We start from the raw sequence: 14,156 nt of genomic DNA, 5'->3' as shown, positions 1-14,156 counted from the left end.
AATGAAAAACCCGCTTCGGCGGGTTTTTTATTGCCTGCGACTTGAGCGCAACTGTCAGCGTCACTGGCGCATAAGGTGATTGCTCCGTCACGTTCGGCTGCCTAGTCTGAGGGGCATCATATAAGGAGAATATTCATGCTCGGTCCACTGGCATCACTCAAGGTACTGGATTTCTCGACCCTGCTGCCCGGCCCGTTCGCCTCGTTGTTGTTGGCGGACATGGGCGCCGAGGTGCTGCGCATCGAATCGCCGACCCGCATGGACCTGTTGCGCGTGCTGCCACCCCACGATCACGGGGTATCGGCCAGCCACGCCTACCTCAATCGCAATAAACGCAGCCTGGCCCTGGACCTCAGGCAGCCTGAGGCGCTGGACGTCATCAAGCAATTGCTCAAGGACTACGACATCGTGCTGGAGCAGTTTCGTCCCGGTGTCATGGAGCGCCTGGGGCTGGGCTATGAAGCCTTGAAGGCGATCAATCCGAAGCTCATCTATGTGTCGATCACCGGTTATGGCCAGACCGGCCCCTACAAGGATCGCGCCGGCCACGACATTAATTATCTGGCGCTGGCCGGGCTGGCGAACTACACCGGCCGCGCCGACAGCGGACCGCTGCCCTTGGGCGCGCAGGTGGCGGATATCGCCGGTGGTTCGCTGCACGGCGTGGTCGGTCTGTTGGCGGCAGTGATCGCCCGGCAGCACACCGGGCAGGGGCAACATCTGGATGTGAGCATGACCGACTGCGCATTCAGCCTGAACGCCATGGCCGGTGCCGGGTACCTGGCCTGTGGCGTCGAGCCGGGGCGGGAAGACCAGATGCTCAATGGCGGCAGCTTCTACGATTACTACCGCTCGCGGGACGGGCGCTGGTTATCGGTGGGCAGCCTGGAGCCGGACTTCATGAAGCAGTTGTGTGTGGCGTTGGGGCTCGAGGAGCTGGCGAGCCTGGGCCTGTCGCCGCAGCCGGCGCAGCAGAAGAAGCTCAAGGATGCGTTGAAGGTCGAGTTTGAAAAACATGACTTTACCGAGCTGTGTGCGTTGTTTGCCGAGCTGGACGCCTGTGTCGAGCCGGTATTGAGCCTGCGCGAAGCGGTGCGGCATCCGCAATTGCGGGCGCGGGAGCTGGTGACTGCAGTGCCGCGGGGCGATGGTTCGACTCAGGCGCAGATGGCTTGTCCGTTGAAGTTTTCGGATGGATTGCCGGAGCCCAGGCATATTGGTGCGGCGTTGGGGGAACACACGGATCAGGTGTTGGGGGAGTTGGGGTTCAGCGTTGAGCGGATTGATGAGTTGCGGCGTGCCAGGGTGATTCTCTAGCGCCTATACCGGCCTCATCGCGGGCAAGCCTTGCTCCCACAGGGATCAGCTTTGATCACAAAATTTGTGAACGACAATGAAACCTGTGGGAGCAAGGCTTGCCCGCGATGAGGCCAGCGCAGTCACCCAACTACTCGACCCGCATTTCCCCACTGAACACCAACGTACTGCGGCAGCGCCGGCACAAATACCGCCGCCCCTGTCTCACCAGGCTATGGCGCTGTGCCGAAAACGGGAAATCGCTGTCGGCGCACGGGCATTTGTAGATGTAGCGGGTCACGCTGCGGCGTTTGACGTCGTAGGTGTGGCAACGATTGGGGGGGAGTTCATACACACCACGCATGATCAATTGCCATTCTTCGCCATGGGGCTGGATGCGGTCGCCAAACAATTGATGGGCGATCAGGTGCGCGACTTCGTGGGCCACGGTCTGCTTGAGGAAATCTTCGGTGTTTTCCCGGTACAACTGCGGGTTGAAGCGCAGCAGGTTCTCGTGCAAATGCGCGACGCCGGCTTTTTGTCCACGCAGCTTGAGGCTCACCACGGGGCGTTTGAAAGGTCGTTTGAAAAAGGATTCGGCTTGTTGGAAACAGTCTTCGACGCGGGAATTGAGTTGCTCGGGCATGCTTGATGGATCTCCAGAGACGTCGAGTATGCCGCAACCCCCAGGCCTTGCGAATCGCTCAAGCGCCGAATGGTCGTAGCCGTTCCAGTTGTTCAAGCATTAAAAGGCCGCCTTGCGGCGGCCTGTGTTGGCAGATCTAGTTTTAGGTGACGTGATATTAATTGGTGTAGACCGGCCCCACGCCGAGTCCCCAGACAATTACGGTGAACGCCATGATGGCCACCAGCACCACAAGGCCTACGGCGAGTACAGAACTGGAAAACAGGAAGCCCTCGTCAGTTGGTATGTTCATGAACGTCGGTAGCCCGACATACAGCAGGTAGACCGTGTAGCAGATCGCTGCGGTGCCGATGATCATCCCCAGCCACAAGTGTGGATACAGTGCCGCCAGACCTCCGATGAACAGCGGTGTCGCGGTATAGGTTGCAAATGCGACGCAGCGGGCCAGGCTCGGGTTGGCGTCATAGGTGCGGGCCATCCAGTGGATGAACGCACCCATTACCGCAACGCCGCCAAGCATCGCCACGTACGACATGATCGACATCCATAGTGCACTTTCCATCGTCAACATCACTGGCGCCCGACTGCCGATGACCCAACCGACTTGCGTGGTGCCGATAAACGCCGAAATTGCCGGGATTGCCGCCAGAATCAGCGTGTGGGTCAGGTACATGTGGCTGATGCTTTCCTCCTGGTCGCCACGGATTTCTTTCCATTCCTGGTCAGGGTGGGTGAAGAGCCCCACTACGTGATGGATCATGCCAGTCACTCCTCTTGTTTTTACCGTCGCCCCCCAGTGGAGCGCCTACGGGCCAATGCGGCCAAGTAAGTAATAGGTCTGGATTTGAATGCGACCTTATGACGCAGTATAGGAAGGAGTTTCCCTTACAAGGTGAAGGGGCTTAGAGCAAATTGCGCTGTAAACCTTGTTGTTAATCGCTGCTGGGACTGTCAGCGGTTCTTTGTGGGAGCGAGCCTGCTCGCGAATGCGATATGTCAGTCGACATCTTTATTGGCTGACGCACCGCATTCGCGAGCAGGCTCGCTCCCACAGGGGGATAGGGGGCACTTCGCCCTGGCGGGGTTTTTGCGTAAAATGCCCGCCTTTCGTCACACCTCACGGATTTCGCGTCATGGGCACTCTTACGGTCAACCAGAACAAACTGCAAAAGCGCCTTCGCCGCCAGGCCGGTGAGGCTGTCGCCGATTTCAACATGATTGAAGACGGCGACAAGGTCATGGTCTGCCTGTCCGGCGGCAAGGACAGCTACACCATGCTCGATGTGCTGATGCATCTGCAGAAGGTCGCACCGATCAAGTTCGATATCGTGGCCGTGAACATGGACCAGAAGCAGCCGGGGTTCCCCGAGCATGTCTTGCCGGCCTATCTCAAGGAGCTGGGCATCGAGTACCACATTGTCGAGAAAGACACCTACTCGGTGGTCAAGGAGCTTGTTCCTGAGGGCAAGACCACTTGCTCGCTCTGCTCGCGCCTGCGTCGTGGCACGCTTTACACCTTTGCCGATGAAATCGGCGCGACCAAGATGGCCCTGGGGCATCATCGCGACGACATTGTCGAGACCTTCTTTTTGAACATGTTCTTTAACGGTTCGCTCAAGGCCATGCCACCGAAACTGCGGGCCGACGATGGTCGCAATGTGGTGATCCGCCCGCTGGCCTACTGCAGCGAAAAGGACATCCAGGCTTATTCGGATCTCAAGCAATTCCCGATCATCCCGTGCAATCTCTGTGGTTCCCAGGAAAACCTGCAACGCCAGGTGGTCAAGGAAATGCTGCAGGACTGGGAACGCAAGACCCCGGGGCGTACCGAAAGCATTTTCCGCAGCCTGCAGAACGTGATCCCGTCGCAACTGGCGGATCGCAACCTGTTCGACTTCACCAGCCTCAAGATCGACGAGACGGCGGCTTCGCGCTTCGTCAACGTCGTAAACCTTTAAGCACCATCACTGTGGGAGCGAGCCTGCTCGCGAAGGCGTCCGGTCAGTCGACATCAATGTTGAATGACACACCGCTTTCGCGAGCAGGCTCGCTCCCACCGTTTTTACTTCTATTTCCCGGGAGAGGGCATGCGCGACTACAAGTGGCTGAACGAATACTGCTTGAACCGTTTCGGTTCGGCCGCCGAACTGGACGCCCATCTGCCCGTTCCCAAGACCCCGGCACAGTTGCGCGACATCACTGACGATCGTTACCTGTCGACCATGGCGCTGCGTGTGTTTCGCGCGGGCCTCAAGCACAGCCTGGTGGATGCCAAGTGGCCGGCCTTCGAAGAAGTGTTCTTCAGGTTCGACCCGGAAAAAGTCGTGCTGATGAGCGCCGAACACCTGGAGCGCCTGATGCAGGACGCGCGGATCATCCGCCACCTGGGCAAGCTCAAGAGCGTGCCGCGCAATGCGCAGTTCGTACTGGACGTGGCCCATGAAAAGGGCAGCTTCGGCGCGATGATCGCCGATTGGCCGGTGACTGATATCGTCGGGTTGTGGACGTTCCTGAAGAAGCGTGGCCATCAATTGGGCGGTCTGTCGGCCCCGCGTTTTCTGCGGATGGTCGGCAAGGACACGTTCGTGCCGAGCTATGACGTGGTGGCGGCGTTGAATGCACAGGGCATCATCGACAAGGTGCCGAGCAGCCTGCGCGACCTGGCGCTGGTGCAGCAGGTGTTCAACCGATGGCATGAAGAAAGCGGCGGACGGCCGATGAGCCAGATCTCGATGATGCTGGCTTACACAGTGAATCATTGAATCCGAGTCGCCTCATTCGCGAGCAGGCTCGCTCCCACATTGGATCTGTGCTGTTCACAAATCCCCTGTGGGAGCGAGCCTGCTCGCGAAAGCGGTCTATCAGGCGACGGAAATCTCGCCCTCGCCAGCCAACTTGCGATTCAACTGATACCGCCAGCGCACATACAGCAAGGCCGAGCAGAACACCGCCAGGCTCGCGCCCATTTCCAGCAAACCGAACATCTGCCGGTTCGGGTCGTACGCGGCCAGGGCGCCCTTGATGAAATACAGGTTCACCACAAAACACATCCATGAATGCCCGCGCGGGCTACCGACCACCATGCCGGGCGCCAATAACAGCAGCGGCACCAGCTCGATCAGCAAAATCACCCAGGGCCGGGCGCCGTGCAGGTCGGCTACCAGCAGGTAGTAGATACACAGCAACCCCACCAGACCGAAAAAACACAACAGACTGATGACACGCATGGCCCGAACACGGGGTTCGAGCCATTCGATGGCGGGCAGGATCTTCGGCTTCTTGGCCACCCTCAGCCCTCCAGCTTCTGTGCCGTCTTGGCCAGGCGCATGCCCAGTGCGCGACACAGCGCCACTTCGTGCCCGTCCAGACCGCTTTTACCATCAGCCCCGGCGTGGTGGCTGGCACCGTATGGCGTGCCACCGCCCTGGGTTTCCAGGAGCGCTGACTCGCTGTAGGGCAGGCCGGTGATCAGCATGCCGTGGTGCAGCAACGGCAACATCATCGACAGCAAGGTGGTTTCCTGGCCGCCGTGCAGGCTTGCGGTGGACGTGAACACGCCGGCCGGTTTGCCCACCAGGGCGCCGGTCAGCCACAGGTTGCTGGTGCCGTCGAGGAAATACTTGAGAGGCGCCGCCATGTTGCCGAAGCGGGTCGGACTGCCCAGGGCCAGGCCAGCGCAGTTTTTCAGGTCGTCGAGGCTGGCGTAGAGCGCGCCCTCCTCCGGAATGTCCGGGGCCACGGCTTCGCATTCGGTGGAAATCGCCGGCACCGTGCGCAGGCGCGCTTCAAGGCCGGCCTGTTCGACGCCACGGGCAATCTGCCGGGCCATTTCGTTGGTCGAGCCGCTGCGGCTGTAATACAGCACCAGAATATATGGCGCACTCACGGCAGCAGCTCCAGGATCTGCTCCGGCGGCCGGCCGATGACGGCTTTGTCGCCGACCTCGAGAATCGGTCGCTCCATGAGTTTTGGGTGGGCGGCGAGGGCGGCGATCAATTGCGCCTCGCTCAGGCTGCTGTCGGCCAGGTTGAGGGTCTTGTACTCGTCCTCGCCGGTGCGCAGCAGTTGCCGGGCGCTGATGCCCAGTTTGGTCAGCAGGCGCTGGATTTGCGCGGCGTCCAGCGGGGTTTCCAGATAGCGCACCACGGTCGGGGTCAGGCCACGGTTTTCCAGCAGTTCGAGCGCACCGCGGGATTTCGAGCAGCGCGGATTGTGATAAAGCGTCAGATCGGTCATGAGCGGGTCGCATCTTGTGTGAGGTGGCGGCTATTCTAACTGTGCAACGCGTAATCCAGAACCTTGGGTGGCAATGGGTCGCGGCAGTATTCTTTTTTCGACAAGGATCACGACATGACAAGGCGACTGGCAGCGGCATTGGCGATCATCGGGGCGTTGATGCTGGGGGGCTGCGGTAACGACTACGGGATCGATCAGAACGGGCAGAAGGTCGCCTCCGAGCGCCTGGACAAACAATGGCTGGTGCTCAACTACTGGGCCGAATGGTGCGGCCCGTGCCGCACTGAGATCCCGGAATTGAACACCCTGGCCGGTCAGCTCAAGGACAAGAAGATCGGTGTGTTCGGGGTCAACTTCGACAATGTGCAGGGCGAAGAGCTGAAAAGCGCCAGCGAGAAACTCGGCATCCAATTCACCGTGCTGGCGCAGGACCCTGCCGAGTTGTTCGAACTGCCCCGCAGTGAGGCATTGCCGGTGACCTACATCATCGATAACAAGGGCAAGGTGCGGGAACAGTTGGTGGGCGAGCAGACGGCGGCGGGGGTGATGGCGAAGCTGGAGGCGTTGCAGGCCAAGAATTGAGAGTTTGTGGGAGCAAGGCTTGCCCGAGATAGCGATCTCAGGGACGCCATCGCCAGCAAGCTGTGCTCCCACATGAATCGGGGATCAACCCTCTTCCAGCCACCAGCGCAGCGGCTTGCCTTCGGCAGGCCAGAAGCGCATCTGCTCGATCGAGGAGACGTCCCAGCGCTGCACGTTTTCCAAGGCCTGAAGGAACCGCTTTTCCTGCTCCATCAGCGCCGGCGCGCAGAGTTTGCGCGTGCTGCCGATCTTGCCGAAGCTCAGTTTGCTGCCTTCCAGGGTGTAGGGCGCAAACCAGTGGTTGCAGCCGCCGTTGCCGTAGGCGCGACCATCTTCACCGAGGGTGATGGTCAGGTGGCTGTAATCCATCAATGGCCGTTCGCCGATCCACTCCAGGATGTAGCTGCGGTTTTGTTGCAATTGCACAGGCTCGGCGGCGCAACCCAGCAGGCTTGCACCGACCATACCGGCCAGAGCGAGGCGTTTCATCACGCAGGCTCCTGGCATTTCGGGCAAAGGTGTTTCTCGCCAACGGACTTCCAGCCCAATTCGGCAATCCGCGCAGTGGCAGCAGGTTTTTCAGCCTTGTTGCCCAGTTTGGCGTCGACCGCGAACTCGAAGCTCAACTCCTTGGCGCAGCTGTCGCAATTCACTTGCCAGGTATGGATCGCCAGTTCGCCGAACACCGGACCACTGGCCACCGCGACCCATTGGCCGGGCGGATTGATCAAGTGGCGAACCGTTTCGACGGTCAGGCGCATGGACAAGTCCTTGGCACCTTTGAGGGTCACGACCAGCACGTCATTGTTGCGAATCGAGCCGCCGTTGCCGGTGACTTGATAACGCCCCGGCACCAGGGCGCGGCATTCGGTGAGGGTGTGTTGCGGGTTCATCAGGCTGTAGCGGAAATCGTGTTCGACCATGGGTCCTCCAAATATGCGCGATATGCTAGCACGGGCATACGCGCAGCATGGCGCGGGCAGATGACCTTCGATCAGGTTCAGTCGCCCTCGACACGATTCTCGGGCTTGCCCGCCCTCCAGGCCGCGATATTGTCCAAGGTGGTCGCGGCTATCGCGCCCAGGGCTTCGCGGGTCAGGAAAGCCTGGTGCGCGGTGACGATCACGTTGGGGAAGGTCAGTAGCCGCGCCAGTACATCGTCTTGCAAAGGCAAGTCGGAACGGTCCTCGAAGAACAACTGCGCCTCCTCTTCGTAGACGTCCAGCCCCAGATAACCCAGCCGGCCCTCCTTCAATGCGTCGATCAGCGCAGGCGTGTCCACCAGGCCGCCGCGGCCGGTATTGATCAGCATCGCACCCGGTTGCATGTGCGCCAGCGATTCGCGATTGATCAAATGCTTGCTCTGTTCGTTGAGCGGGCAATGCAGGCTGATGATCTGCGATTCGGCCAGCAGTTGCGGCAAGCCCAGGTAGCGGGCCCCCAAGGCTTCAACCTGTGGGTTGGGGTATGGGTCGTAGGCCAGCAGTTGGCAGCCGAACCCGTGCATGATCCTGGCAAAGGTTGCGCCGATCTGCCCGGTGCCGACCACGCCGACGGTCTTGCCTGCCAAGTCGAAACCGGTCAGCCCGTGCAGGCTGAAATCGCCTTCGCGGGTACGGTTGTAGGCGCGGTGCAAACGGCGGTTCAGCGCCAGGATCAGCGCCACCGCGTGCTCGGCCACGGCATGGGGCGAATAGGCCGGTACACGCACAATCGCCATTCCCAGGCGTTTCGCCGCTGCCAGGTCGACATGGTTGTAACCGGCCGAGCGCAGGGCGATCAGGCGTGTGCCGCCGGCCGCCAGGCGTTCGAGCACCGGGGCGCCGAGGTCGTCATTGATGAAGGCGCAGACCACCTCGTGATGCTCGGCCAGCGCCGCCGTATCGAGGCTCAGTCGCGCTGCTTGAAAGTGCAATTCGATACCGGCCGGCAGGTCGGCGGCGAGGAAACTGTCGCGGTCGTAGGTCTGGCTGCTGAAAAGAATCGTGCGCATGCTGTCCTCCTGGAAAACTCACGTTTTGCTGCCTACCCCGATCCTGTAGGAGCTGGCTTGCCAGCGAAGGCGGCCTCAAATTTTGCGTTGTTCTCAAGTTTGCCTTCGCTGGCAAGCCAGCTCCTACAAGGGGTGCGATTAGTTTAGCGTTCAGGATTCACAGTCCAATTGCGCTGCGTCAGGCATTGATACGCGCCTGGGCGGCCAGTCGGTTGATCGCGCGGTCGAGTTCTTCGAGGGCGCCAAAGGCCTTCGGGTCCTTTTGCTTGAGCAGGGTTTCGCTGCGCTGGCAGGCCGCGCGCAGTTGCGGTACGCCGCAATAACGGGTGGCGCCATGCAGGCGGTGAACCCGTTCGATCAGCGCATTGTGGTCGTGGCTTTCCTGCGCCTGGCGGATGGCTTCGCGGTCTGCTTCCAGCGATGCCAGCAGCATGGCGAGCATGTCCGCAGCCAGATCGGCCTTGCCGGCGGCCAGGCGCAAACCTTCTTCGTGATCCAGCACCTGCAGCTCATAGGCGCCGCCGTGGCTGTCGCCGGAGCGTTCCGGGCTCTGGTTGCGCAGCGCCAGGCCACTCCACTTCAACACCACTTGTGCCAGTTGCCGCTCGCTGATCGGTTTGGTCAGGTAGTCGTCCATGCCGCTTTGCAGCAGCGCACGTTTCTCGTTGGCCATGGCGTGGGCGGTGAGGGCGACGATCGGCAAGGGTGTGCAATGCCGCTCGCTTTCCCACTGGCGGATTGCCTCGGTGCTCTGGCGTCCGTCCATGCCGGGCATCTGCACGTCCATCAGCACCAGATCGAACGTCTCGACCTGAACGGCCCTGACGGCGGCGTATCCGCTTTCCACTGCCAGCACTTTGGCCCCCATGTCTTCGAGCAGGGTCTGCACCAGCAGCAGGTTGGCCGGGTTGTCGTCGACGCACAGCACTTTCGGTGCGCGGCTGGAGACCGGTTCACCGGGTTCGCTGCGGGTCTGGCGCGGGTTGACCAGATCGGAAAGCGCCCGCCGCAGCTTGCGGGTGCAGGCCGGTTTGGCCTGGAGCTGACTGTGAGGGTTGGGCACCGAGAGGTGGAACAGCGTCTGTTCCGTGGTCGGGCACAGCACCAATACTTTGCAACCCAGGTGTTCGAGGTCCCAGATGTACTGGTTGAGGCGCTCCGGCGGCATGTCGTTGCTGGTGACGCCCAGTACCGCCAGGTCGATTGCCTGGTCAGTCTGATGCGCGACGGTCACGCCGTTGGTCAGGCTTTCCAGGTTAGTGAACGGGGTGACGGCCAGACCGCAATCTTCCAGTTGATGCTGTAGCGCCTGGCGGGCCAGCTCGTGATTTTCCAGCACCGCCACGCGGCGACCGGACAACGGCGGGCCGGGCAAGTCTTCGGCGTCGTCGCGGGTTTTCGGCAGGCTCAGGCTGATCCAGAATTCCGAACCTTCGCCCGGCGTACTGTCGACGCCGATTTCGCCGCCCATTTGTTCGATCAACCGCTTGGAAATCACCAGCCCCAGGCCCGTGCCACCGGGCTGTCGGGACAGCGAGTTGTCGGCCTGACTGAACGCCTGGAACAACGCCCGCACGTCCTGGTTCGACAAGCCGATGCCGGTGTCCTGAATGCTGATGCGCAGTTGCACACTGTCTTCGTTTTCATCTTCCAGCATGGCGCGGGCAACGATGGTGCCTTCGCGGGTGAACTTGATCGCGTTGCTGACCAGGTTGGTGAGAATCTGTTTGAGGCGCAGCGGATCGCCCACCAGCGACAGCGGCGTGTCGCGGTAAACCAGGCTCACCAGCTCCAACTGCTTGGCGTGGGCGGCGGGGGCGAGGATGGTCAGCGTGTCCTGCAGCAGGTCGCGCAGGTTGAACGGAATATGGTCGAGCACCAGTTTGCCGGCCTCGATTTTCGAGAAGTCGAGGATTTCATTGATGATCCCCAACAGGCTGTCGGCGGATTTTTCGATGGTGCCCAGGTAGTCGAGCTGGCGCGGGGTCAGCTCGCTTTTTTGCAGCAGGTGGGTAAAACCGAGAATGCCGTTGAGCGGCGTGCGGATTTCATGGCTCATGTTGGCGAGGAACTCGGACTTGATCCGGCTCGCCTCCAGGGCTTCCTTGCGCGCCAGATCGAGCTCGATGTTCTGGATCTCGATGGTTTCCAGGTTCTGGCGCACGTCTTCGGTGGCCTGGTCGATGCTGTGCTGCAATTCTTCCCGGGCGTTCTGCAGGGTGCCGGCCATGCGGTTGATGCCGGACGCCAGCTCATCCAGCTCCTGGCTGCCGAGGGGCGGCAGGCGGGTTTCCAGATGACCGTCCTTGAGCTGGGCCACGGCTTGCTTGATCTGGCTCAAGGGTCGATTGATCGTGCGCCCCATGCGCAATGCCAACAGCGCCGCTCCCCCAAGGCCCGCAGCGATCATCATCAGGCTGGCAAACAGGCTGCGGTAGCCGCGCAGCAGCATGCCGTTGTGGGACAGTTCGAGTTCGACCCAGCCCAGCAGGCGGTCGGCTTCATCGGGAATCACGTCACCGGCCAGGTTGCGGTGTTTGCCGAACACGGGCAGCAAATAACGGGTCGCATCACTGCCACTGCGGCGCAACATCTGCGATCCCTCGCCCATGGGAGCCTGATTGAGCATGATGGGACCGGCATGGGCCAGCGGCGTGCGGTCAGGCGCGAGGAAGGTCACGGCACGCACGTCCGGTTGTTCCAGGGATTCGGTGGCAATTCGCTCCAGCAACTCGGTGTTTCTGTGCCCCATGGCCGGTGCCACCAGCGGCGCCAGTTGCTCGGCGATCATCTCGCCGCGCTGCATGAGTTGGGCTTGCAGGTCGGATTGCTGCATCCAGGTAAAATAGCCCCCCAGCACCAATGCCATCAGGCTGGTTGGCAACAGGGTCAGCAACAGCACGCGGCCTTTAATTCCCAGGTTCTTGAGCACGCCTCTCTCCCGCATCCAGCTATTTATAGACCCGCACGTGCGTCCGGCACGCGTCACCTGGGCAGTGTAGCGATTTGCAGGCGGTCAATCCTCGTAAAATTGACGTCGTCATTCATCGGTCGGCTCGGCACTTTTGAGTGCGAGGCAAAGCCGTGGGTTGCCCTGTGCGGCGCAATCTTGAATAATTATCAACTGAGAATTATTTGCAGATACTCATGACTCCCATCACGTCCGGCCATCCCCGTATCCTCTCCATCGAAGACGACCTCGTACTCGGTGCCTATGTTCACGAGCATCTGGGCCGTAGCGGCTTTCAGGTGACCTGGTGCCAGAACGGCCGGGAAGGACTGGACGCTGCACTTCAGCAACCTTTCGACGTGGTGCTGATGGACATTCTGCTCCCCGGCCTGGATGGGCTCTCGGTGCTGACTCAACTGCGCCAGAGTCATTCCACGCCGGTGTTGCTGATGTCGGCGCTGGGTGCCGAGGCGGATCGCGTCAGCGGTTTTCGCCTGGGGGCCGATGATTACCTGCCCAAGCCTTTCAGCATGGTCGAATTGCGAGTGCGCATCGAAGCGATACTGCGCCGGGTTGCACTGGACCGTCGGCCGACACCGTCCGCGATGGTCCCGGTGGCGGACAGCCTGCGTTTCGACGATGAACTGTTCGAGGTGTTCTACGGCGAACTAGCTGCTGGCCTGACCCGCAGTGAATACCGGTTGCTGGAAACCCTGAACCGCAACGGCGATGAAGTCTTGAGCAAGGCCTTCCTTTATCAGCATGTGCTGCAACGAGGCTACGCGGCCCATGACCGCAGCCTGGACATGCACATCAGCCAGATCCGTCGCAAGCTCAAGGCCATCGGCTACACCGAACGCGAAGTGCGCACGGTGTGGGGCAAGGGCTACATCCTGAGTGCCGGCGATGAACTGTAAGTTGCCGGGGCGGCACTCGCTGTTCTGGAAGCTGGCCTGTCTGCTGGTGGCGTTCTGTCTGCTGATGATCTGGTTGAGCTGGTCCTGGGGCCGCTACATGGAAGAGCGCAACCAGTTCCTGTCGGATGAGGCTCGCGGCACCCTGACGCGCTATGCCGCCGAAGCCGACCGGGCATGGCGGCAGCACCAGCGCGAGGGCGTCGATCGCTGGCTGCAAAGCATGCAGCAGCGCGAAAAGAGTTGGGTCGGTGTCATCGGCGGGGATTTGCAATCCTTGAGCAGCCAACCGCTGACGGAAAAGGAAATCGAGCACCTGACCTTCCTGCGCGGCCTGGATTGGCCCATCCACAAGAAAGGCCGGCCCTGGATGCGCGTGCCATTTCCCCGCGACCCCTCTGCCGGCAGCCTGGTGATCGAACTGCCCGAACGTTTTGTGCCCGGGCACTATCGGGTGTTCTGGCGCGTGATCACCAACGGCGTGATTCCGGGACTGTTCACCTTATTGCTGTGCGTCGGCCTATATCGCTTGCTGGTGATCCCGCTCAACACCTTGCGCGAACAGGCCAATGCCTGGCGCGCCGATCAATTGAATGTCCGGTTGTCGAGTCGTGCCACCAATCGTTCGGATGAGTTGGGCGAGTTGGGCAGGGCGTTCGATCACATGGCCGAACGCCTGCAAAGTACCGTGGCCTTGCAGCAGCAATTGCTGCGCGACCTGTCCCACGAATTGCGCACGCCGCTGAGTCGCCTGCGAGTCGCCAGTGAAAGCGAGCAAGGGTTGGACGCCTTGCGCGAACGTATCGGCCGCGAAGTCGACGGCATGCAGCGGCTGGTGGAAGACACCCTGCAACTGGCCTGGCTCGACACCGAGCGCACCCGCTTGCCCGACGAAGCGATCCAGGTCCAGGCACTGTGGGAGATGCTCACGGAAAACGCCTGCTATGAAAGCTGCTGGCCGGGAGGGCAATTGCAGTGCTCGGTGGACTCGTCCTGCTGGGTGCGTGGTCACCTCAATACGCTGGCTCAGGCGCTGGAAAACATGCTGCGCAATGCGATTCGCCATTCCCCCGAGGGCGGCGTGGTCACGCTAGGTGGGCGACGTGACGGCAACTATTGGCATCTGTGGCTGGAGGATCAGGGTGGTGGTGTCGCGGAAGCGGATCTGGAGCGGATCTTCCTGCCGTTTACCCGCCTCGATGGTTCGCGACCGGGGGATGGCGGGTTTGGGTTGGGGTTGAGCATTGCCAGGAATGCGGTGCAGCGGCAGGGCGGGAGGCTTTGGGCGCAGAACACTGGGGCGGGGTTGCGGATGAATATGCGGTTGGTGGCGGATGATGGCGGTGACAATGACGACGCCATCGCGAGCAGGCTCGCTCCCACAGTGAGTCAGTGCCGACCACAGATGATGTGAACAACCAGGATTAAATGTAGGAGCGAGCCTGCTCTCTAATAGGCCCTCCCAACAACGAACACTGTGAATTTGCCAGAGCGTTCCCGAGATTCTGTACGACTTTTCCCAAAGGGTATCACCGGTCA

At 61.1% G+C, this 14,156-nt stretch carries 15 protein-coding genes; 6 read left to right on the top strand and 9 right to left on the bottom strand.

Translation table 11 applies throughout. The annotated features are described in order from the left end of the window. The first annotated feature begins 135 nt into the window (after positions 1–135). Positions 136–1,317, top strand: a complete 1,182-nt coding sequence (locus LAB08_RS23455) for a CaiB/BaiF CoA transferase family protein (protein ID WP_096509479.1) — start codon at positions 136–138, stop codon at positions 1,315–1,317. A gap of 130 nt (positions 1,318–1,447) precedes the next feature. On the opposite strand, the gene LAB08_RS23450 is transcribed toward LAB08_RS23455, so the two are convergent. Further along, positions 1,448–1,942 (bottom strand): SprT family zinc-dependent metalloprotease, encoded by a 495-nt coding sequence (locus tag LAB08_RS23450; protein ID WP_096509480.1) that lies wholly within the window; start codon positions 1,940–1,942, stop codon positions 1,448–1,450. A 157-nt stretch (positions 1,943–2,099) separates the two neighbouring features. Further along, a complete protein-coding gene (locus tag LAB08_RS23445) occupies positions 2,100–2,702 on the bottom strand; it encodes a Yip1 family protein (protein ID WP_096509481.1) in 603 nt (200 codons plus the stop codon). A 373-nt stretch (positions 2,703–3,075) separates the two neighbouring features. Here LAB08_RS23445 and ttcA point away from each other — a divergent pair, with 373 nt between their 5' ends. Beyond that, positions 3,076–3,900 (top strand): tRNA 2-thiocytidine(32) synthetase TtcA, encoded by an 825-nt coding sequence (gene ttcA, locus LAB08_RS23440; RefSeq protein WP_096509482.1) that lies wholly within the window; start codon positions 3,076–3,078, stop codon positions 3,898–3,900. 129 nt (positions 3,901–4,029) lie between these two features. After that, positions 4,030–4,704, top strand: coding sequence for a DNA-3-methyladenine glycosylase I (locus LAB08_RS23435; RefSeq protein WP_096509484.1), 675 nt, complete (start codon positions 4,030–4,032; stop codon positions 4,702–4,704). A 99-nt stretch (positions 4,705–4,803) separates the two neighbouring features. Here the strand turns inward: LAB08_RS23435 and LAB08_RS23430 are convergent, their stop codons facing one another. Genes LAB08_RS23430 through arsC form a run of 3 tightly spaced genes read right to left on the bottom strand, consistent with a single transcriptional unit; the run spans position 4,804 to position 6,178 of the window. Beyond that, positions 4,804–5,229 (bottom strand): DUF2069 domain-containing protein, encoded by a 426-nt coding sequence (locus LAB08_RS23430; protein ID WP_096509485.1) that lies wholly within the window; start codon positions 5,227–5,229, stop codon positions 4,804–4,806. 2 nt (positions 5,230–5,231) lie between these two features. After that, positions 5,232–5,828: an NAD(P)H:quinone oxidoreductase gene (gene wrbA, locus LAB08_RS23425; protein ID WP_096509486.1), complete on the bottom strand. Its 597-nt coding sequence runs from the start codon at positions 5,826–5,828 to the stop codon at positions 5,232–5,234. Beyond that, positions 5,825–6,178, bottom strand: coding sequence for an arsenate reductase (glutaredoxin) (gene arsC, locus LAB08_RS23420; RefSeq protein WP_096509487.1), 354 nt, complete (start codon positions 6,176–6,178; stop codon positions 5,825–5,827). The genes wrbA and arsC overlap by 4 nt, the downstream gene beginning before the upstream one ends. A gap of 114 nt (positions 6,179–6,292) precedes the next feature. On the opposite strand from arsC, the gene LAB08_RS23415 reads away from it, so the two are divergent. Continuing rightward, positions 6,293–6,760, top strand: a complete 468-nt coding sequence (locus LAB08_RS23415) for a TlpA disulfide reductase family protein (protein ID WP_096509488.1) — start codon at positions 6,293–6,295, stop codon at positions 6,758–6,760. A gap of 84 nt (positions 6,761–6,844) precedes the next feature. Here the strand turns inward: LAB08_RS23415 and LAB08_RS23410 are convergent, their stop codons facing one another. The 4 genes from LAB08_RS23410 to LAB08_RS23395 all read right to left on the bottom strand — a co-directional run bounded on the left by LAB08_RS23410 (position 6,845) and on the right by LAB08_RS23395 (position 11,685). Further along, positions 6,845–7,249, bottom strand: coding sequence for an META domain-containing protein (locus tag LAB08_RS23410; protein WP_096509489.1), 405 nt, complete (start codon positions 7,247–7,249; stop codon positions 6,845–6,847). Next, on the bottom strand, positions 7,249–7,683 hold the full coding sequence (locus LAB08_RS23405) for a hypothetical protein (RefSeq protein ID WP_084321985.1): 435 nt from the start codon (positions 7,681–7,683) through the stop codon (positions 7,249–7,251). Before LAB08_RS23405 ends, LAB08_RS23410 begins: the two co-directional genes overlap by 1 nt. Positions 7,684–7,760: 77 nt before the next feature. Then, positions 7,761–8,753 carry a 2-hydroxyacid dehydrogenase gene (locus tag LAB08_RS23400; RefSeq protein ID WP_096509490.1) on the bottom strand — a complete coding sequence of 331 codons (993 nt, stop codon included), beginning with the start codon at positions 8,751–8,753 and terminating at the stop codon, positions 7,761–7,763. 178 nt (positions 8,754–8,931) lie between these two features. Next, entirely contained in the window at positions 8,932–11,685 is a 2,754-nt protein-coding gene (locus tag LAB08_RS23395; RefSeq protein WP_096509491.1) for a response regulator, read from the bottom strand. A gap of 215 nt (positions 11,686–11,900) precedes the next feature. Between LAB08_RS23395 and LAB08_RS23390 the strand changes: the two genes are divergently transcribed. Together LAB08_RS23390 and LAB08_RS23385 are read left to right on the top strand one after the other, a co-directional pair. Next, positions 11,901–12,620 carry a response regulator transcription factor gene (locus LAB08_RS23390; RefSeq protein WP_096509492.1) on the top strand — a complete coding sequence of 240 codons (720 nt, stop codon included), beginning with the start codon at positions 11,901–11,903 and terminating at the stop codon, positions 12,618–12,620. After that, entirely contained in the window at positions 12,610–14,031 is a 1,422-nt protein-coding gene (locus LAB08_RS23385; RefSeq protein ID WP_096509493.1) for a sensor histidine kinase, read from the top strand. The genes LAB08_RS23390 and LAB08_RS23385 overlap by 11 nt, the downstream gene beginning before the upstream one ends. Positions 14,032–14,156 lie beyond the last annotated feature (125 nt).

Origin of the sequence: Pseudomonas izuensis (genome assembly GCF_002356535.2) — a bacterium.
GTDB lineage: Bacteria > Pseudomonadota > Gammaproteobacteria > Pseudomonadales > Pseudomonadaceae > Aquipseudomonas > Aquipseudomonas izuensis.
The sequence above is the reverse complement of the archived record's forward strand: the minus strand, read 5'-3'. Positions and strand labels throughout refer to the sequence as shown.